Annotated in this window: 18 protein-coding genes and 1 tRNA gene; 14 read left to right on the forward strand and 5 right to left on the reverse strand. The window is 63.4% G+C overall.

The annotated features are described in order from the left end of the window. The first annotated feature begins 2 nt into the window (after window positions 1-2). From J3U06_RS02655 to J3U06_RS02700, 10 genes are all read left to right on the forward strand, one after another. Entirely contained in the window at window positions 3-4040 is a 4038-nt protein-coding gene (locus tag J3U06_RS02655; RefSeq protein WP_267444239.1) for a phage tail tape measure protein, read from the forward strand. Further along, complete coding sequence (locus tag J3U06_RS02660) at window positions 4037-4786, forward strand: hypothetical protein (protein WP_267444240.1); 750 nt, start codon at window positions 4037-4039, stop codon at window positions 4784-4786. Before J3U06_RS02655 ends, J3U06_RS02660 begins: the two co-directional genes overlap by 4 nt. A gap of 3 nt (window positions 4787-4789) precedes the next feature. Further along, window positions 4790-5905 (forward strand): hypothetical protein, encoded by a 1116-nt coding sequence (locus J3U06_RS02665; protein ID WP_267444241.1) that lies wholly within the window; start codon window positions 4790-4792, stop codon window positions 5903-5905. Beyond that, a complete protein-coding gene (locus tag J3U06_RS02670) occupies window positions 5889-6539 on the forward strand; it encodes a hypothetical protein (protein ID WP_267444242.1) in 651 nt (216 codons plus the stop codon). Before J3U06_RS02665 ends, J3U06_RS02670 begins: the two co-directional genes overlap by 17 nt. Window positions 6540-6555: 16 nt before the next feature. After that, on the forward strand, window positions 6556-6894 hold the full coding sequence (locus J3U06_RS02675; RefSeq protein WP_267444243.1) for a hypothetical protein: 339 nt from the start codon (window positions 6556-6558) through the stop codon (window positions 6892-6894). A gap of 10 nt (window positions 6895-6904) precedes the next feature. Then, the gene (locus J3U06_RS02680) at window positions 6905-7384 is read left to right on the forward strand and encodes a hypothetical protein (RefSeq protein ID WP_267444244.1); all 480 of its coding nucleotides are present in this window, start codon (window positions 6905-6907) and stop codon (window positions 7382-7384) included. Beyond that, entirely contained in the window at window positions 7381-8283 is a 903-nt protein-coding gene (locus tag J3U06_RS02685; RefSeq protein ID WP_267444245.1) for a hypothetical protein, read from the forward strand. Before J3U06_RS02680 ends, J3U06_RS02685 begins: the two co-directional genes overlap by 4 nt. Window positions 8284-8302: 19 nt before the next feature. Continuing rightward, a complete protein-coding gene (locus J3U06_RS02690) occupies window positions 8303-8605 on the forward strand; it encodes a hypothetical protein (protein ID WP_267444246.1) in 303 nt (100 codons plus the stop codon). Window positions 8606-8671: 66 nt separating this feature from the next. Next, entirely contained in the window at window positions 8672-9913 is a 1242-nt protein-coding gene (locus J3U06_RS02695) for a GH25 family lysozyme (RefSeq protein ID WP_267444247.1), read from the forward strand. Between the two features lie 13 nt (window positions 9914-9926). Beyond that, complete coding sequence (locus J3U06_RS02700; RefSeq protein WP_267444248.1) at window positions 9927-10166, forward strand: phage holin; 240 nt, start codon at window positions 9927-9929, stop codon at window positions 10164-10166. A gap of 54 nt (window positions 10167-10220) precedes the next feature. Here the strand turns inward: J3U06_RS02700 and J3U06_RS02705 are convergent, their stop codons facing one another. After that, window positions 10221-10781 carry a hypothetical protein gene (locus J3U06_RS02705; RefSeq protein WP_267444249.1) on the reverse strand — a complete coding sequence of 187 codons (561 nt, stop codon included), beginning with the start codon at window positions 10779-10781 and terminating at the stop codon, window positions 10221-10223. 182 nt (window positions 10782-10963) lie between these two features. Between J3U06_RS02705 and J3U06_RS02710 the strand changes: the two genes are divergently transcribed. Beyond that, on the forward strand, window positions 10964-11209 hold the full coding sequence (locus tag J3U06_RS02710) for a hypothetical protein (protein WP_267444251.1): 246 nt from the start codon (window positions 10964-10966) through the stop codon (window positions 11207-11209). A 111-nt stretch (window positions 11210-11320) separates the two neighbouring features. Here the strand turns inward: J3U06_RS02710 and J3U06_RS02715 are convergent. After that, window positions 11321-11397: transfer RNA gene (locus J3U06_RS02715), tRNA-Arg, on the reverse strand. A 44-nt stretch (window positions 11398-11441) separates the two neighbouring features. Continuing rightward, window positions 11442-13280 (reverse strand): 1-deoxy-D-xylulose-5-phosphate synthase, encoded by a 1839-nt coding sequence (locus tag J3U06_RS02720; RefSeq protein WP_267444252.1) that lies wholly within the window; start codon window positions 13278-13280, stop codon window positions 11442-11444. A gap of 179 nt (window positions 13281-13459) precedes the next feature. On the opposite strand from J3U06_RS02720, the gene purE reads away from it, so the two are divergent. The 3 genes from purE (at window position 13460) to J3U06_RS02735 (ending at window position 15629) form a co-directional block, all read left to right on the forward strand. After that, the gene (purE, locus tag J3U06_RS02725; protein WP_024626635.1) at window positions 13460-13966 is read left to right on the forward strand and encodes a 5-(carboxyamino)imidazole ribonucleotide mutase; all 507 of its coding nucleotides are present in this window, start codon (window positions 13460-13462) and stop codon (window positions 13964-13966) included. Next, window positions 13950-15116 carry a 5-(carboxyamino)imidazole ribonucleotide synthase gene (gene purK, locus J3U06_RS02730; protein ID WP_267444253.1) on the forward strand — a complete coding sequence of 389 codons (1167 nt, stop codon included), beginning with the start codon at window positions 13950-13952 and terminating at the stop codon, window positions 15114-15116. The genes purE and purK overlap by 17 nt, the downstream gene beginning before the upstream one ends. A gap of 69 nt (window positions 15117-15185) precedes the next feature. Then, window positions 15186-15629, forward strand: a complete 444-nt coding sequence (locus J3U06_RS02735; RefSeq protein WP_267399609.1) for a Fur family transcriptional regulator — start codon at window positions 15186-15188, stop codon at window positions 15627-15629. Here J3U06_RS02735 and J3U06_RS02740 read toward each other — a convergent pair. Both J3U06_RS02740 and J3U06_RS02745 read right to left on the reverse strand, forming a co-directional pair. Beyond that, window positions 15601-18210 (reverse strand): bifunctional lysylphosphatidylglycerol flippase/synthetase MprF, encoded by a 2610-nt coding sequence (locus J3U06_RS02740; protein ID WP_267444254.1) that lies wholly within the window; start codon window positions 18208-18210, stop codon window positions 15601-15603. The genes J3U06_RS02735 and J3U06_RS02740 overlap by 29 nt on opposite strands. A 54-nt stretch (window positions 18211-18264) precedes the next feature. After that, a complete protein-coding gene (locus tag J3U06_RS02745) occupies window positions 18265-19629 on the reverse strand; it encodes an alpha/beta hydrolase (protein ID WP_267444255.1) in 1365 nt (454 codons plus the stop codon). Window positions 19630-19722: the final 93 nt, after the last annotated feature.

Here is a 19722-nt window from a genome sequence, read left to right on the forward strand (position 1 = left end):
ACATGGCCGGCGTGAACTCGGTGTGGATGGACGTCCTCCCCAATCTCGCGAATTTCGCCAAACTCCTGCTGACGGGAACAACGGACGCCGCCAAGCAGGCCGGCGCAGCCTCCGGGAAAGCCTGGTCGCAGTCCATGGCGGCCGCCTCCAAGACCGACGTGCTCAAAGCCCAGGTCGACACCCTCAAGGATGCCGAAGCCAAAGCCAAGCGCGCCGTGGAGGACGCCACCCGGGACATCTCCAAAGCCCGCGACCGTGCCGCCGTAGCCGCCAAAAACCAGGAGGCCGCCGAAAAGCGCCTGTCCGAGCAAGTAAAAAAATACGGGGAAGGCTCCTCCCAAGCCTTGAAGGCCGAAGCGCAGCTCACGGCTGCCCGGGGCAAAGCACGTCAGGCCGACGACCAGGTGGAACGCTCCGAAAAAGCCATCGCAGCCGCCCACAAGCAGAGCAAGACGACCACCGAACAGCTGGCAAAGGCCAACAAAGAGCTCGCCAAAACAGCCGACGAGCAACCCCCCAAGTGGGCCAACTTCGGCCAGTCCCTGGAAGGGGTCGGCAGCAAGTCCAGCAAGCTCAAAGGCGTCTGGGACAAGGCCAGGACCAGCCTCAGCCTGCTGGGCGTCGGCCTGGGGGCTGTCGGCATCGCCCAGTGGATGAAATCCAGCGCCGACGCAGCCGAAGGCTTTCAGAAGCAGATGAACCTCCTGGTCACCGCCGGAGGCGAGTCCACCAAGAACCTGCATGGCGTGGAGGAGGGCATCAAGGACATAGCGGTGCAGACCGGCATCAGCACCAGCCAGCTCGCCGAAGGCATGTACACCATGGAGAAGGCCCAGATCCGCGGGGCCAACGGGCTCAAGGTCCTCAAAGCAGCAGCCCAAGGAGCCACCGACGAGCAGGTCGACCTGGGGGTCATGACCAACGCCCTGACCTCCATCATGCGCTCCTACAACATCCCCACCGGCAAGGCCTCCAGCGTCACCAACCAGCTGGTAGCCGCCAGCGGTGCCGCGAAGACCAGCATGCAGGAGTTCGCCGGCTCCCTGTCCACGGTCCTCCCGGTCGCCTCGGCGGCCGGCATCAGCTTCGCCGAGGTCGGCGGAGCCGAGGCTACCCTGACCTCGCACGGCACCAGCGCGCAGGAGTCCACCCAGGAGCTGGCCAACACGATCCGCGCCCTCCAGGCCCCGAACTCCGTGGCCATCAAGGAGATGCAGCAGTTCGGCATCAGCAGCGTGGACGTGGCCCAGAACCTGGGCAAACGCGGCTTGACCGGCACGATCAGCTACCTGTCCGAAACCATCCTCAAACACATGGGCCCATCCGGGACCATCCTGCTCAACGCTTTCAACCAATCAAAATTTGCTGCTGAAGACGCGGCCACCATGTTCGGCAAGCTCACCGGCAAGGCCAAAGAGCTCGCCAAGGGCGTCATGGACGGGTCCGTGACACTTAACGACTACCGGCAAGGGCTGAAAGCGCTCCCTGACCAGCAGGCCGCCCTCGTGCGCCAGTGGCAACAGATGTACTCCACAAGCAAGGGCTTCAACGACCAGCTCAAGCAAGGCAGCCCCCAGGCGCAGACCTACACCGAGGCCCTGAAAAAGATCATGGGCGGGGCCACCGGCATGAACACCGCCCTGATGCTCTCCGGCGGCAGCACGAGAACCTTCGCCAACAACGTGAAGGGCATCAGCGACGCCGCCAAGCAGAACGGCAAGGACATTTCCACGTGGAAGGAGACGCAGAACACCGCCCGCGTGCAGACCGAACGCTTCAACCAGGTGCTGGAGACCTCCCGCATCACGCTCGCGTCCAAGTTCCTGCCCGCCATCACCGGCAGCATGAAGGGGCTCACAGACGGGGCAATGGCCGTCAAGTCCTTTACTGACAGGCACAAAACGCTCACCAAGGTGCTGCTAGCTGTCGGCGGAGGCTTCACGGCAGTCGTTTTGGGAGCCAATTTGGCCGCAAAGGCAGTGAAGCTCACCAAGGTAGCCTTCGACTTCCTCCTGCAAGGTTTCACCAAGAGCAACCCAATCGGCTGGATCGTCACCGGGATCATGCTGGTGGTATCCGCTTTCAAGACCGCCTACGACAACATCAAACCCTTCCACGACTTCGTGGACGAGCAGGTGGGCGAGATCAAGCAGATGGGCCAAAAACTGGGCCAGTTCTTCTCCGGCCCGTTCGTGAACTTCTTCAAAACCGCATGGTCCAAGGTCACCGGCGTTGCCAAGGGCGCTGTGAACGTGCTCAAAACTGTCGTGCATGGGATCAGCCAGGCGTTCAAATTCCTCATCACCTTCGTCCTGACGGTGTTCCTCACACCCTGGGTGGTGGCCTTCAACCTGCTCAAGAAGCCGGTGGAGGACCTGTGGCACAAGGTCATCCAGCCTGCCTTCGACGGCATCAGGCAAGCCATGGGCACGGCTTGGAACTGGATCAGCGCGCATGTGCTCGAACCCTTCAAATCGGGTGTCAATGCGCTGGGCGATGCCTGGAACGGCTTTTATCAGCAGCATATCCGCCCCGTATGGGACTGGATAGTGGCAAAGTTCCGTGACTCGTGGAACTGGATCTTTCGGCATGTGGTCACCCCCTTCCGCGAGGTTTCCAAGACTATCGGACTTGCCTGGAAGAGCCTCTACGACGACTACATCCGCCCCGTCTGGGACTGGATCGTGACCAAATGCCGGGACGCGTGGAATTGGATCAGCGCCAATGTTTTCGAGCCTTTCAAGAACGGCATCCATGCCATCGGGCAGGCTTTCGAGACGACCAAGGACTGGATCGGACGCTCCTGGGACCAGATCAAAGATGCGGCGGCCAAGCCGGTCCGCTGGGTGGTCGACACCGTGTACACCAACGGCATCCAGGCTGTATGGAACAAGGTGGCCGGCGCTGTCGGATTGCACCTGAATCTGCCTGACGCACATTTCGCGGAGGGCGGCATCAACCCGGGGTATGCGCCGGGCCAGGATACGATCCTGGCGATGACCTCGCCCGGCGAAGCCTGGATGGTGCCCGAATGGGTGCGCGCCGTAGGCGCGGACAACGTCTACCGCTGGAACCGCCTGGCCCGCCAGGCAGGCCCTGCGGCCGTGCGGGCTGACATGGGCTTCGCATCGGGCGGGATTGTGCCCCGCTTCGATCTGGGCGGCATCGTCCAGAATGCGGAGCATTGGCTGTCCGACGCGGCCAAGAGCATCGGCGATTTCATGAGCGACCCTGGGGGGACCATCTCCCGGCTGATCGTGGACCCGGTCAAGCAGCTGCTGGGCGGCATCGGCGCAGGCGACTGGGGGCGGATGATCGCCCAGCTGCCGATCAAGACCATGCAGGCGCTGGTCGACAAGGTCAAAAGCATGGCGGCCAGCCTGTTCGCCTCGGCGGCATCCTCCGGCTCGCCGGCTCCCGGCGGCAATGGGGGCGCTGGCGTGCAACGCTGGCGTCCCCTGGTGGTGCAGGCCCTGCACATGCTGGGCCAGCCTGACAGCTGGACCGACACGGTGCTCCGGAGGATGAACCAGGAGAGCGGCGGGAACCCGAACGCGATCAACAACTGGGACAGCAACGCCAAGGCCGGCATGCCGTCGCAGGGGCTGATGCAGACCATCCCCGGCACTTTCGCGGCCTATGCAGGGCCTTTCGCCGGTCGGCCGATCACGGACCCGCTGGCCAACATTTACGCTGGCCTGAATTACGCGCTGCACCGGTATGGGAGCCTGTCGGCCCTGGACCGGCCTGGCGGGTATGCAGAGGGTGGCATCGTGCCCAGCCTGTACGACAAGGGCGGCTACCTGGCTCCCGGCACGACCCTGGTCAGCAACCAGACCCGGGATCCGGAGCTGGTGCTGACCGGCGACCAGCAGCGGGCGCTCTTCAGCAAGCCGTCGCCGGCTGATGCGCCGACGGAAAAGCAAGTGCAGATCACGGTCAACGTCAATGCCCTGGATGTGCGCGACAAGCAGGCTTTGGGCGCGTACATCGCCGAGCGGACGCGGATGGCGAATATCAAGGTGGGAGGCTTGTCGTGACGAGTGTCACCGTGCAGAGCGATGTGGACAGCCTGCGCTTCGATGGCTTCACCCGCTACCAGCTGCTCTCCCGGAAGGGGGAGGTGTGGGGCTTGGAGGGGATGGACGGCTGGGATGGCACGCCGGCCCCCAGGGAGTCGCCGGCAGACATCCCCCAGTCGGACGGCGCGTACATGCCGTCCCGGCTGACGGTGGGCAGCCGGGTGCTGACCATCCGCTGCCTGGTCAAGACCCTGGACAGCCTGGCTGCATCCATGGTCAGGGACCGGGTGTGCGACCTGATGACCCGGACTCTGACCGTCACGGTGACGGACCCGTCGGGGATGCGGCAGTGCTCCGGCTACCTGTCCGCCGACCCGGCCACGACCATGGTCTTCTGGGGCCAGGCGGTCAGTTTCAGCCTGATCGTCACCTGCCCGGACCCGCTCAAGTACGGGCGTCTGATCGTCTGCCAGCCGGATCCTGCCGGGGATCTGTCCGCGGCAAACCCGGGGACGCTGCCGGCATGGCCGCATGCGCGCGTGGAGGGCCCGGTACGGCAGCTGTCCCTCTCCCAGGGGGGCCGTCAGGTCGTCTGGGCTGGCGAGGCCGACGGCCTGGACCTTGATTTCCGGGACATGATGCCCAGCGCCGGCGACTTGGTGCGAGACCAGGCCTTCCGCCTTCCGCCCGGGTCCAGCATCGTGCAGTACACGGTCAGCCTCGGGGCACGGCTGATCCTCACGTTCCGCCCTGCCTGGAGGTGACCCATGACCGACCCTTTGCAAGCGCAGGTGTTTGACTCGGTCACCGGCCGGCATGTGATGCGGCTGCCCTACTCGTCGGCCCGATGGTCGGATTCGATCAATGAGGACGGATCGCTGAGCGTGGAGGTGGACGCCACCCGCATGTCCATGGGCCTGAGGCTGCATGATCGGCTGCGCCCCTGGTCGGTGATCCTGGCCGTGTCCGACGGGTCGAGGATCCTGCACGCCGGTCCGCTCACTGACATCAGCTGGGATGCCAAGAGCCGGAGGATGTCTTTGAGCGCCGGCGGGGGCATGACCCTGCTGACCAAACGGCTGGCTCTCAATTCCCGGCTCGCCTCAGACTGGCGGGACGGGGTGGTCAAGACAGGCGAGGACGATGATCCGGGCGACTACGTGCTGCATGTGGCCGGGTCCTATCCTGACATCGTGCGCGGCCTGGTCCAGGAGGCCATGCTCTGGTCGCCCCTGCCCATCATCCTGCCCAAGCCTGAGGGCGGTACCTACTACCGTGACTACTACGCGTGGGACATGGCTTACATATCCGACCGGATCCAGGACATCATCGGCCTGCAGCATGGCCCGGAGGTGCGTTTCGACCCGACCCTGCTCAAGGACGGGTCCATGGCCTACAAGCTGCGCGCCCAGACCGAGATCGTCGACCACCGGTGGCGGTGGAGCTCTGCCGCGCCGGGCCAGCGCGTCTATCTGGAGGGGGTGGACGCGTCCGGGTCGGCCATGTGCACGCAGGCGTATATCACCGGCGGCAAGGAGGACGACAAGACTGTCATGGCCCGCCGGTGGATCGCTACGGACGGGCCGCTCCTGCAGTATGCGGACACCGGGCACAGCACGGACGGCGACCTGGCCTCCCTGCAGGACTACGCCATGGCTGATCTGACCGTGGGCGCATCCCCGCAGGAGACCATCAAGGTCAAGGCCAGCATCGACTACGACGTGCATGTGGGCGACTGGGCGGACCTGCGCATCGAGGACGACTATATGGGCGAGCAGACCCTCAAGCTCAAGGTCACGGACATCGACGGCAGCAGCGACGACGACTGGCTCAGCCTGCAATGCTCCCAGCGAGGAGATGATGACGATGCCGCAAGCCAATGACGGGTCCACGCCGGTGCAGGTGACGGTCCGCAAGTACATGCCGGGCATATCCGATCCGGTCGTCAACCAGGCGCGCGCCGCTAAAAAGCAGGCGCGCGAAACCCGCGAGGCCAACAGGCCTACAGGCACGGAGATCCGGCAGACCGCCGCAGCCGTATGGGGGTCCTCCAGCGGAGGCTCATCCGGTTCGTGGCCGTCCAGGCCCCGATACGCCGGCAAAGTCGTGTCCAAACAGGTTTACAGATGGCAGGCGGGCTCCTCCTGGAGCCGGATCGCCGCCATCCAGGTGCCCTACGCGCCAGGCTGGGGCCGTGCCTTGTTGCACGTGTCGGCGCAGGGCGTGGCGGTGTCGAGCAGGGGGCAGGCGCTGCGTTTGAGGATCAGCGTGGACGGGGTGGCTGCCGCCTTGGGGGTGGCCGCGTATGCGGGCCCTGACCTGGTGTCGGGGAGCTTGACGGGCGGGGTGCCTGCTTTGGACCTGTCGGGGGAGCGGCTGATCGCGATGGGTGTGGATGTGGAGGCGGCGCAGGGCGCGTCGGTGACCTTGGAGGCTTGCTGCCCGGATGACAGCGCCTACCGGGGGCCTGATAACCGGGTGGTTTTGAGCATGCGCGTGGATTACAAGGAGGTTTGAGATGCCGGTGGTGAGCATGAGCGTAGGCAGGGGGGATGTGCTCCTGCATCGGGGTTCGGACGAGCATCTGGCGGTCCGCTGGGTGCGGGACCGGCGCGACGGGCGCGGCTATGCGGGCGTGGACCTGAGCGCATGGACCGCGGCCTGGAGCATGAGCCTGCCTGACGGAAGCGTGGCCTGTCGGCTGGCGTGCACGACCACGGACGACGGCTATGCGCTGGTGGACATTCCCTACGAGGCTTTCACGGGCGCGGCGTGGGCGTCCAGGCTGTCGGGGGACTGGAGGGTGGACGCGTCCGGCCCGGACGGGGAGCACGTGCTCGTCGCCTATGGGCATTGGGCGCTGACGGACTAAGGAGGCTGCATTGACTGACGAGATCATCGACAAGGTGGATCTGGGGATCCCCGATCCGATGGTGCGGCTGCGCCATGACACCAAGGCTTTCCGGGATGATGCGGAGCGGATACGCGGGCAGGCGCAGGCCCTGCATGACGAGGCGCGCCTGTCGGCTGACCGGGCGGCCGGGGAGGCGTCGGCCGCGGAGGATGCGGCGCGCAGGGCCAGCTCCTGGATCGACTCGGCCCAGGGGCTGAGCCTGGGCCCGGAGCCGCCGGTCAAGCCAAGGGAGGGGCATGTCTGGCTGGTGGAGTCGTCCAAGCCGACCAACCCCTTGTATCCGGGGCCGGCCGCCTGGCCGGGCCTGCACGCCTGGCCGGGCAGGGTGGGCCTGCAGCCGGACGGGCGGCGCATCATCACCGGGATCAGACACATGGACCATGGGCTTTGGGTCGGCTACCGGCTCGCCGCCCCGGTCATCGACACGACACAGGAGGACGCATCATGAGCGACACCAGCACTACTACCGGCACCAGCACGGCCACAGGCCTGCAGCCGTACGTGCAGCAGGAGTGGTCCAACGGCGAGGAGGGGCAGACGCCGATCTCGGCAGAGCGCCTCCGCCACATGGAGACAGGCATCGGGGACCTGAGCAAGACGCTCCTGGACGGCCGGCTGCCCGCCTACACGGTGGACAGCGAGACCGCGCCAGCCCCCTGCACGCCGTGCATCCTGGTGGTCGTAGACGAGGCCGGCCTGTACCAGGGCACCTGGATGGACGACGGGGCAGCCAGGACGCAGATCGGCCGGCGGGCCGGCGGGGATGAAGAAAAATACTGCTTCAGGCCGCCTGCGACTGCGCATCTGGTCCACGCCAGCGATTATGCTACCATCACCCGGCACGGGACCATAGTCCAGCTCGAGGGGTTCTACTCGCTGGATCCGGCGGAAACGGCGTCCAGCCGAGACTCTCTGACGATATACTGGATCAAGATACCCCTCTCCTGCAAGCCCACATACGACGTCTACTCCTCCGGCGTCTGGACTTTCAACGGAACAAGCCCTCTCCGCATCGAGGTCATGCGCACAGACTTAATCGGCGAGCAGGTCTATATTTTGGGGAGCCGAATCGGGGTGGAAACCATCCGCTTCAACGTCCTGTGGATGACGGATGCGCTCTCCTACCACTATGGTGCCTCGGGCAAGATGCTCTTGCCTTCTTCCGCCCAGACTGCCGGATCGTCGGCCATGCAAGAGCCAGCCTCGCAGGCAATGCCAGCGCAGGAGCAGGCTCCCGTCCGGACATTGCCGGCGCATGCCACCCCCGAGCAGGCTAAGGACGTGCATGCCCCGACCGTGCCAGGCGGAGCCGCGCAGGCTGCCGGCACGGCCCGGCATGCCCAGTAGGGCGGGGGAGTGACCGGCAGTGGCGGATCTGGTGCAGACGCTGATCCCCTGCCTGCTGACCCTGGTCAGCGGCGCATGCGGGTGGCTGCTGAAAAGCCATAAGAGGGAGGCGGCCCGCGACCGGGCCGTGGAGGCGGGCCTGCGCACGCTCCTTAGAGCGGAGCTCCTGGAGATCCACGCCAAGTATGTGCCTTTGCGCTGCATCCCCCTGGATGTGATGGAGGAGGCTGACCGCGTCTACCAGGCCTATCACAGCCTGGGAGGCAACGGGGCGGGCACCAAGATCTACGAGGAGCTCAAGGCCCTGCCCACTGTGGACTGATATCAGCAAGGTTTCCAGCCGCCCGTCCGGGCGGCTTTTTTCATGCCAAAAACTAGGAGGATATGCATGCGTTTATCTCATGCGCGTCATGCGCGGGCCAAGCCCCGGTACGCTCGTATCGGCATCGGGGTGCTGGCCGTACTGGCCATGCTCACGCCTGGAGTCGCCTGGGCGGATGCGGGCTTCGACAATGCGTCCTGGCAGGGCTGCTACAACGCGCAGGCCGCCAGGGACTCGGGAGCCAGCTTCAGCATTACGAAGATCACCGAGGGCACGGATTATGTGAACCCGGCAGCCGACTGCCAGCTTCAGGCCAACAGGGCCGCGGGCCTGCGCATCGGTGCCTACGGGTACGCGCGCCCAGAGCGGGGCAACAGCCCGGAGGCTGAGGCTGACTTCTTCAATGCGCAAGCCCAGGCTCGTGGCCTGGTGCATGCGGGGGTGATCCCCTTCCTGGACTGGGAGCCGCCCGCATCCCAGCGGGGCAACACGGCGTGGGCGAAGCGGTGGTTGGACCGGGTGGCTTCCTACTGGGGGACCAAGCCCATCATCTACATGTCCGCGTCCACGATCAGCGCAGGCGACTGGCGTGCCGTGGCCGGGGCCGACTACGGGCTGTGGGTGGCCGGCTATCCGCGCGGATACACGGGGGAGCGGCTGCGCGACCCGGGAGCCCCGCCCTACTCGGTGGCCCCCTGGCCGTTCGCCGCCGCCTGGCAGTACTCCTCCACGGGGCACGTGCCCGGCGTGGGCACCGCGGTGGACGTCAACTGGTGGTACGGGGATGCACAAACATGGGCCAAGTATGCCAACGCACCCATCGGCACCCAGCCCAACCCGGTGTCCCCGTCGCCCACGCCCGCTCAGGGTGCGCCTGTAGGCGATGCGTCGAGCATCGCCACTGCGGTCATCCGCGGCGAGTACGGCAACGACCCGCAACGGCATGCCCTCCTGGGCAACCGGTACGACGAGGTCATGGCCGTGGTCAACGAACGGCTGCGAGGCCATGGCGGCGGCACGGGCTCCGGCGTGTACGTGGTGCGCCCCGGCGACAGTCTCAGCGCCGTTTTCGGCGGCTCCTGGCCCACCGTGGCACGGATCAACGGGCTCCGGGCACCGTACACGATCTACCCCGGCCAGCGCCTCTCCACCGGGGGAGGCCATGGCGGCGGCAGGTCCGTGACCGTGCGGCCTGGCGACACGCTCTCCGGCATCGCAGCCAGGCTCGGCATACCCCAGAGCCGGCTGCACGGCTACCGGTCCGGCAACCCGGGCCTCATCTATCCGGGTGAAACCCTCAACTATTAAGGAGGTGACAATCATGCCCGATACGACACAAGAGGATCAGGATCACGGCTACCTGCTACCCGACAAGGTGTACCAGACGCTCAAACGGATCGCCTTGGTAGTCCTGCCCGCACTGGCCATCTTCACCAACACGGTCGGCCCGGTCCTGGGCCTGCCCCACGTGGACGCGATCGTGACCACGCTCAACGCTTTGGGCTTGCTCATAGCAGCCTGCATCGGCGTCAGCCAAGCCAAGGCAACCACAGGCAAGTAACCCACTATCATTTCGCCCCTGTTCCGGGAGACCGGAGCGGGGGCGATTTCTTTATTACTTCTTAGCAATCGGGGAAGGGGCATGTATGTCCATGATCTCCTGTTCTAAAGATGGGGACACCCCACCCGTTTTATAGCGGATGCTACTGTCCGAAAATGCGTCGTCCATCCTGACGATCTGCGTTTCAGGCATGTAGTGCCATCTTTTGCCGGGTTTCTTGTATTTGAAAGTGATTCGATATTCCTTGGTGAGAGCTTTCGCACCGGCTACCGGATCAGTGTAGAACTGTCTGTATAGGTCCTGCTTGGCTTGCGGCATCAGTACGGCCAGTGGCCCCCTCCGTGGATATTCGGTCATACCGGAAGTGAACGGAGGATTGATGGCGATCTGGATATCCGTGGCGGGTAGTTTCCCCATGTTCGTAATCACGATGACCACGGCAGGTGTGGTCCAAATCTTGCCATCTCCGCTCTCTTCGTTTATATCCGTGGTTTCTGCGTAGGCTATCAATCTGGGGCGCGAAGCGTCGTTGTACTGATAGATCCCATACACTGCAACGAATGCAGCAACCAGGAAAGTGCCCAATGGCGCAAGTTGGCTCAGCGACGAGATCAAAGACAGCAGCATTCCTGTATTATATATTTAACCCTTTATCTATATGGCTTTACAGGATACGCTGGTCTTATCGTGCCGTGCAGATCTTCCTCGATTTCCCGTATGGCACGTTTCACTGACGGATGACCAACGCCGGTTGCTCTATCATCCAAGGCATGTACCTCCCTGATGACATCAGCCAGATGCCCGACAACCACCCCTCATATATCCCCGCACCGGAGGACCGCCGCGAGCGCCTCACCATCCTCCTGCACAAGCGGCTCGACCAGGTCATCGACCAGGAGCGGCAGCCAGGCCTAAGCCCGCAGGAGAGGAAGCGGCTCGCAGGACTCCACCAGCAGATCAGGACCGACATGGCCGCCATCAGGTACGGAGCCACAGAGAAAACCGTCAGAGACCTGGAGCGAGAATACAAGACTCGCCGCTGATCCTCTTTTTTGGGCATTATGGCACACAAATGGCACACAAGTCTACGTTTATCGCATGGAATAGATGTGGGGTATGGTCTCTTGAAAGGTAAGCAGGAGTAAGGCTTTGCCTGGTGACCCCGGAGAGATTCGAACTCTCGACCTACAGATTAGAAGTCAGTTGCTCTATCCAGCTGAGCTACGGGGCCAAACCCTTTCATTGTACCCGCCTGTGTCCACCGGCGGGTCAGATCTATGAAGCCCGGTCGACAAGGGCATCCGATATGGCTTGGGTCATTGCAGGAACGGTCATACCATACCTTTCCAGCAGAGTAGCCTGGGGTACCCGATCATTGAACTCCTTGGCCGCTCCGAAGGACAGCGTGCGGACTCGAGCAGGCCCGTAGTAGGCTGCCACGGCCTGTCCCCAGCCGCTGTCCAGCTGGCCGTCCTCGATGGTGACCACCAGAGAGTGGGTGCTGGCCAGGGCGTCCAAGGTCTGCTTATCCAAGCGGTCATAGCGATGAGGATCCACCAGTGTGGGCTTCAGTCCCGTGGACCTTTCCAAGGAATCAGCAAGGTCATGGCCCAGCGGCAGGGCATCGCCGAGAGCCAGCAAGGCCACTGTCCTACCTTGTTGCAGGATGCGGTAACGATCCCAAGGCTGCCCTCCGGAGGTGGGATCGGAGGTCGCTGGCGCTATCGGCTTGCCTGCGCGTTCAGTCGCCAGCGTGCGCTCGCCGGGTACCCTGATGACCACCGGCTGCCGGGCCGGACCCGTGGCCCAGGCCAGCATGTCCAAAAACTCGACCCCGCTGGTCGGAGCCAGGCAGGTCAGTGCGGGGATGCCTCGCATCATGACCATGTCGGCTGTGCCGGAATGTGTAGCGTCGGTTTTGGCAACGCCGGTGGAGAAGACCAGCAGGGTCACCGCACTGCCGTTCAAGGCCATCTCCTGCTCGATCTGGTCGTAGGCCCTCTGGAAGAAGGTGGCTGAGGTGGCAACTACAGGCGTGCCTCCGGCCTTGGCGATGCCCGCGGCATAGGCTATCGCATGGGATTCGGCGATGCCCACGTCCCGGTAGTGGTTTCCGGCCCGTTGGCGGAAGTCGGGATCGATGCCATTGGACAGCGGCGTAGCGGGGGAGATGACTGTCAGGCCCGGCTCCTGCGGGAACCTGGCCTCCAGGGCCTGCATGGCCATTCTTCCGTAGGTCTTCCGTGAGTTGGGCAGACGGTTCAGAGAGTCCAGGCCGTCCTGCCAGTGGTTGGCCTCCACAGGACCTTCAGCTGGCAAATCAGGCAGGGAAGTTGGGCCGATTTGCCTCTGGCTGCCCTGGCTCAGCCCCAGGCCCTTGCGGGTGTGGATGTGAACCACCACCGGATGGTCAGTGTCTTTGACCTGACGGAAAGCCTCGATCAGATCCTCAATTCGGTTGCCCTCCTCCACGTAGCGGTAGTCCAGTCCAAGGGCGCGGAAGGGATTGTTCGGGTTGCGTCCCCCACTGGCACGCAGGGCCGCCAGGCTCTTGTAGAGCCCCCCGTGGTTTTCAGCGATGGACATTTCGTTGTCATTGACTACGATGATCAGGTTGCCGCCCTGTTCTGCAGCCCAGTCCAGCCCCTCGAATGCCGGCCCGCTGCTCAGGGAGCCGTCCCCGATGAAGGCGATGATGTTGGCCCTGCCTCCGGTCGCATCCCGCTGGGCAGCCATTCCGCAGGCCAAGCCGATGGAGGTGCCGGTATGCCCCAGCATAAAGTCGTCGTAGGGGCTCTCCTTGGGTGAGGTGAATCCGGAAAGATCCTCCTGGGACTCAGGGTCCGTGTAGGCCCGGCGCCGACCGGTCAGGATCTTGTGGGTGTAGGCCTGATGGGAAACGTCGAAGATCAGGTGGTCATGAGGCATATCGAAGACGTAGTGCAGGGCGATGATGGGCTCGATGGTGGCCAGGTTGGAGCCCAGGTGGCCGCCGTGACGTCGACAGAAGCTGATCAGCAGCTGACGGATCTCGTCGGCCAGTCGATCCAGCTTTTCCAGGGAGAGGATCTTCAGATCCTGTGGTGAGTCGATGCTGTCCAGAAGCTTGCCCATAACCCTCCTGTCTGTTTTCGTAATGCAATCCAATGATTCTAAATCTGAGACAGCGGTTTGGAGCCGCTGAAGGCCTTATGTTCACCAGGCCCGGCCCTTACATCCATAGGACCGTCACGATTGGTCGGCTTCTCCCCGGCCTTGCGTAGTATCGGATGTGCATGAACATTGGAGGGCCAATGGCTGACAATACACATGAAGGGGCACGCGTCGCAGTGATCATGGGGTCATCAAGCGACTGGGAGACGATGAAGGAAGCCTGTCGGATGCTGGACCGGTTCGCCATCGTCTACACCAAGGAGGTCATCTCCGCCCATCGCACACCCGGGCGCATGGCGGAGTTCGCGCATCAGGCCCGGAGCCAGGGCATAGGGGTCATCATTGCCGGGGCTGGAGGAGCAGCCCATCTGCCTGGGATGGTGGCGGCTCAGACAACGCTGCCGGTCATCGGGGTGCCAGTAAAGTCCCATGCACTGAGCGGGGTTGATTCGCTCCTGTCCATCGTGCAGATGCCTGCCGGCATTCCTGTGGCGACCACGGCCATAGGCGCATCCGGAGCCACCAACGCCGGTCTGTTGGCGGCTTCGATTCTCTCTATCAATGATCCAAGACTGGCTCAGGCCCTGGATGACTACCGTGCCGAGCTGGCCCGATCCGTGGAGGCTTCCAATGCCAAGCTTGTCTGAGGAAACCAAGGGAAGAATCGATCACTTGGAGCCGGGATCCGTCATCGGGATCGTAGGTGGCGGCCAGCTGGGACGGATGATGGCTCTGAGCGCCCGCTGCCACGGATTCCGCATCGGTGTGCTGGATCCCACGCCCGATGCTCCCGCGGCCCAGGTCGCCGATTTTCAGGAGACGGCCGACTATGGCGACCTCGAAGCCCTCAAGCGGCTTGCCGAACGCAGCGATGTACTCACCTACGAATTCGAGAACGTGGATGCCGACGCACTGGATCAGGTGAGGGACCGTGTGGCCATCCCTCAGGGGACCGACCTGCTCAGAGTCACTCAGGACCGCGTTCACGAGAAGACCTTCATCAACCGCCATGGCATCGATACGGCCCCCTGGAGGCAGGTTGACAGCCTTGATCAGCTTGACGCAGCCCTGAAGGAGCTGGGAATGCCCGCTGTGCTCAAGACACGAACCGGCGGCTATGATGGTCACGGCCAGGCGGTCTTGCGCACGAATGAGGATCTGCAGGCCTTGCAGGCGCGGATGAAGGGTCGGGACTTCCCGCCCTCCGTGCTGGAGGGGTTCGTGGATTTTGCCTTCGAGGCCTCCATACTGGTCTCAGGCAACGGGAAGGATTACGTGACCTTCCCCATGGTCCGCAACGAGCACCGTCACAACATCCTCCACATGACTCTGGCACCTGCAAAGGTGGACCCTGGGATGGCGGACCGGGCGCGTGACATGGCCCTGACTCTGGCTGACGGCTTCAAGCTGGCCGGGACCTTGGCCCTTGAGCTCTTTGTCATGCCCGATGGCGGTCTGGTGGTCAACGAGTTGGCCCCGCGCCCCCATAACTCCGGTCATTACACCATCGAGGCCTGTTCCATGGATCAGTTTGATGCCCATGTTCGGGGTATCGCCGGGTGGCCCCTGCCCAATCCTCGCCTGCTCAGCCCTGCGGTCATGGTCAATGTTCTTGGCCAGCATGTGGCTCCGGTCAGGAAGTTGCTGGGTGAGCATCCCGAATGGTTCCTGCATGATTACGGCAAGGCCGAAGTGCGCACCGACCGCAAGATGGGGCACCTGACGGTGCTGACCGACGATCCGGAGCAGACAGCCCAGGACCTGGAGGCCACAGGCTGCTGGTCCGACCCGGACTGAACCGAATCCTCACATCCGACCCGGCAATCCGGATGTAGGCTTGGTGGAGCCCAAGGAGTGTGTCTAATCATGAACGCTGGCTCATCCGTCGGCCGTCAGACGCGGCAGAAGAACGCCATCTGGAGGGTTCTTCAGACCCAGAACGACTTCGTCTCAGCCAAGGAGCTGCACAGGCTTCTTCGGGATTCGGGCCAGCGAATCGGCTTGGCCACGGTCTATCGTCAGCTGGGCTCCCTGCATATGTCCGGCAGCCTGGACTGCATTGAGCATGGAGGTATCCGCCTCTACCGAGTCTGCCTGGCTCAGCGGAGGCACCACCATCATCTAGTCTGTGAACGCTGTGGCAGGACCGTCGAAATTAGCCCGCCCGATGATGGCTGGCTGAAGGCTGTGGCGGCTGAACATGGCTTTACAGTCTCCTCGCACACCTTGGAGGTCTACGGGCTGTGCAGCAGCTGTCGGGACCACTCTGGTCAGGTGGATGTCAGTGATCCTCCCGGCCCTTGGGCATGATGGTCTTGATGGCATCCCAGGCCTGCGAAGCCTTGAGATTGGGCAGGTAGGCCTGGACTACGGCCAGTCCGATCTGGGCCAGCTGGGCCGGGTCGGGGTAGCAGATATAGACCGGGTGTTCGCTGGGCTGGAACTTCTTCTTGAAGAAGAAGAGCGAGCGGAAGCCATAGGCTGGCTCCATCAGATCGGCCACCAGATGCAGGGCATGTTGCAGGAAGGCAGTCCGATCTTCGCCTTGATCATCCCCATCGTCTTCACTGCTGTCCATGCCGGCCAGGGGAGCGGCTGAGAGGCTCATGAATTCCGCTGTGCCCTGGTCGCGCAGTCGCTCGGCCATCCGCGCTATCAGGAACTCCATGATCCCATTGGGACTGTCGGTCCTGTGCCGCATGAAGTCCAGGGTCCATCCAATTACCAGGCCCTGGCGGTAGGTGGGCATCCAGCTGGTCACGGCCAACACCTTGCCTTGGTCGTCCACGGCGTAGAGGATGGCCATGCGCGGGTCCCTCAGCTCATCCAGGCCGCCCAGGGTGAACTTCATCTCGGGCAGGGCCTTGAGCTCGGCCCACTGCTCGGAGATGTCCACGATCTGCGACTGGACATCCCATGAGGCATCGTTGAATGTGGTCAACACGTCGGTGATCTTGTCGCGTTTGGCCTTGTTGATGGCTGTGCGAATGTCCTGCCACTTCTTGCCCTTGGTCTGCCAAAGACTGGGGGTGACCACCATCTCCGAGCCGACTGTCAGGGTGGACCAGCCACGAGAGGCAAGTAGATCGCGCTGAGGCTTGTGGACGCTGTAGAAGACCGGTGACCAGGAGTGGGCGTTGCAGAAACGGGTGAATTCGTCCAGGTCGTCTGCATACTCGTCAGGGTCGCCGAATGGACCAGTGGTGGTCAGGGCTATGCCGTGCAGGAGCCGGTAGGCAATGGCTGAGCGGCCGCTGTCAGAGAACCAGTAGCTGTTGCCCTCCCAGGTGGTCATGAAGGACATGCTCTCGCCCCCGTACTCGACCAGCAGATCGGCCTCCTGGCGCTCGCTGCCGTTCTGGATGACCGAGCTGCGCATCCAGGAGAGCAGAACCAGCAGGACCACCAGCCAGAAGATCAGTCCAACCCCGTGGCTGACGATGATCCCGGTGGGTGTGCGCGGTGTCAGGGCTGGGCGGAAGCGTGAGGCCACTCCATTGGGCAGGTAGAGTTCGGGCAGCTGGGAGAGTGCCCTGCCGGTGGTGGGCCAGGGGTGGAAGGATCCAGGGCTTGCGGCAGTGAAGGCCAGATAACCCATGGCCGTGGCCAGGAAGGCCAGGACAATGGCTGCCCAGCCCACCTGTAGACGCGAGGTCTTGGTTCGCACTAGGAAGATGCGCAGGTTGCGTGCCAGGAACCAGTTGAGAATCAGCGGCGGCAGGGTGATGATCAGCAGGGAGGGCAGGGCACCGTGGTGGATGACCCGCGACAGGCCATCGCCGATGGTCAGGGGGAAGACCAGGAAATAGAGCACGGCCAGGACGATGGTCAGGGTGTTGAGGACCAGACTCGTGACAGCGGCAACCCGGCGGCCATGGTAAATACCCCAAGCCACCACCAGCAGTACCAGGGTGGGCATGATCAGGGACGAGACGCCGGTGGGTGCTCGGCCGGCGACCAGACCATACTGGGCATAGCAGCTGGCCTGGTTGTTCTCGGCCAGGCATCGTGACAGGGCAGCGCTACCGCCGGGGTCCGAACCCAGGAACATGCCCAGCGGGGTGAAGAATCCCGCACGGATCCTGGAGGAGACGGTGACTAGGGGGCCAAGAGCCAGAACCGTGGAAATGGCTCCCAGTAGGTGGCGGGTTTCATAGGAGCCGCTATGGCCGTGCGGGTTGGCGTCCTGGACCGGTCCGTGCCAGAGGTGGCCGGTCAAGTGGCCGATCAGTGCTGCCGCCAGGGCGCAATAGTAGCCGGGGTTACCGGTATACAGCACTATCAATATCAAGGCCGTGTAGCCTATGGTGGCGATCCTGCGCCGCCAGAGGAAGTCGCTGAAGGGGATGGAGGCCATCAGGGATCCGACCACCAGGATGATGGGGCTGAGCGTCATGGGCACTCGGATGAACCAGCCCCAGTGGTCCTGGAGGGCATTGATCAGGGTGCAGATGATCAGCCCGACAGCCGCGCCGCCTATGGCGCTGATGACCGCCGCCAACACGGTGCGCCTGCGGCCCAGCCGGGTCTCGGCGATGCACAGCATGACCAAGACCAGGGCCACATCTATGACCAGTTGCAAGGGGCCAGGAGTGATGACCAAGGATACCAGCAGCCGTGCGAACTGAACCAGTAACGAGGGACGACCTTGGCTGTGGACCGGATGAGGAACCTGGTGAATGATCAGGTCGGACAGCGGCATGCCCAGCCGTGTCCTGCCGGGGATGCGCAGCAGCCAGATCAGTAGCCAGCTAATCAGGTTGAGCAGGACCAGTGCAAGGCTGAAAGCCAGTGCAAGAGCGTGACGTCTGACCCACCGGGTCAGGTCCCCCAGAAGCACGGTCTTGGCCGAAGGCTCCATCAGTCCGGATCCCTTATGTGTTGTCTCCATGATTGCGGCGGCTCTTTCTGCTTATCGGTTTGGACGCTCTGACCTGTCGGCGGTTCAACCGATGTGTGTTTCGATAATGTTCGGAAAATCTTCAATTGGTCGGGACATAGGCCCTAGTCCCATGGCTTCGCCCACCCACTCCAGTCCGGGTTTCCAAGCGGTCTTGACGGTATGCCAGTCATGGCCCGACCCCTGGGTGATGACGGCCCGCACCTTCATGCCTGCCCGGTTGGCGGCCTTGGCAATGACCATCATGTTGTGCTGGGACTCCTTATCATTGGACCCGGCCGCGGTAAACAGAAGCTGGTGGGATGGTGCCCGCTCCAGCATGGCCCTGGCCGGTACCTGGGCCAGGAAGCGCTTCCTGTCGCCGTCGAAGTAGTCGCGGATCATCTGCTCCTGCCGACCCTGGGTCGGTTCCAGCTCTCCGTCTGCTGGGAGCATGTTGCCGTAGACCTTGGGATGCCGTGCCCCAAGCTGTGTGGAACAGGTCCCGCCCTGGGAGAATCCGCCAATGGCCCATTGCTGGGGTTGGTTGGCGACGGGCAGTTCAGCGCGGATCCAGGCGGGAACATCACTGCTCAGGTAGGTTTCGGCCTTCCCATACACGGGTGAGTCCACGCAAAGACTGTTGTGAGAGGATGAACCGTTCTGGTCGGGGGAGATCACCACTGGTGCCAGGCCGTCGTGCTGGGCGGCGTAGGCATCCATCATGGCTGGAATGGCTCCGGCAGTGAAGAGGCGGTCGGGGCTTCCGGGCTGACCGGCTAGAAGAACGAACACAGGCAGCGCGGGCGGTTTGTCGCTCAAGGCGGCGGGCGGCAGGTAGATATCAGCTGGCCGTGCTGCGAATCGGGAGCGGCTGTTGGGGATGCGCATGCTATAGGAGCGGCCGACGCTGGGGTGCGAGGGCAGCTCGCCCCGTGAGGCCAAGGATCGCCACTGGGCTACGCTCATGGCCGGTCTGGCTGCCTTATGGTCGCTGTAGTCGGGGTAGAGGGAGACGCTGAACAGGGACCCCAGAGTGGTGAACTCCCCGTAGATGATATCCACACGAAGCCCGGTGGACAGCAGACAGAGCAGGACGGTCAGGGCGGCCAGAATCCGTCGCCAGCCACGTGCAGTGATCAGGATGCAGACAGCAAACCCAACTGCGAGAAATCCCAAGGCCACGCTGATGATGACCATCCAGCCCAGGGAGACGCCGAAGAGCATAAAGACGTCGGAGACCAGCCAGGTGGCCAACAGTCCCAAGGCTCCTATGCCTAGGGCAATGGCCACTTGACGCAGCAGAGTCCGCCAGCGTCCGTGCGTCAGTCCGGTCAGTGCCAGCACGATCAGGGCCAGGGCTGTCAGCGAAAATATTGACGCAGGTAGCCACCCCTGGGTCAGATGAACCCTTGCCAGCCATGCACCCATGCCATTCCTTCCAACCAAAATACATCCGCAGTTCAGTATAGGGAGTGTCCGGTCGCACGGCTGCCATTTGAACAGTCATTCATTCTCGCATTC

This window comes from Bifidobacterium sp. B4142 (assembly GCF_026537325.1).
In the GTDB taxonomy this organism is placed as follows: Bacteria; Actinomycetota; Actinomycetes; order Actinomycetales; family Bifidobacteriaceae; genus Bombiscardovia.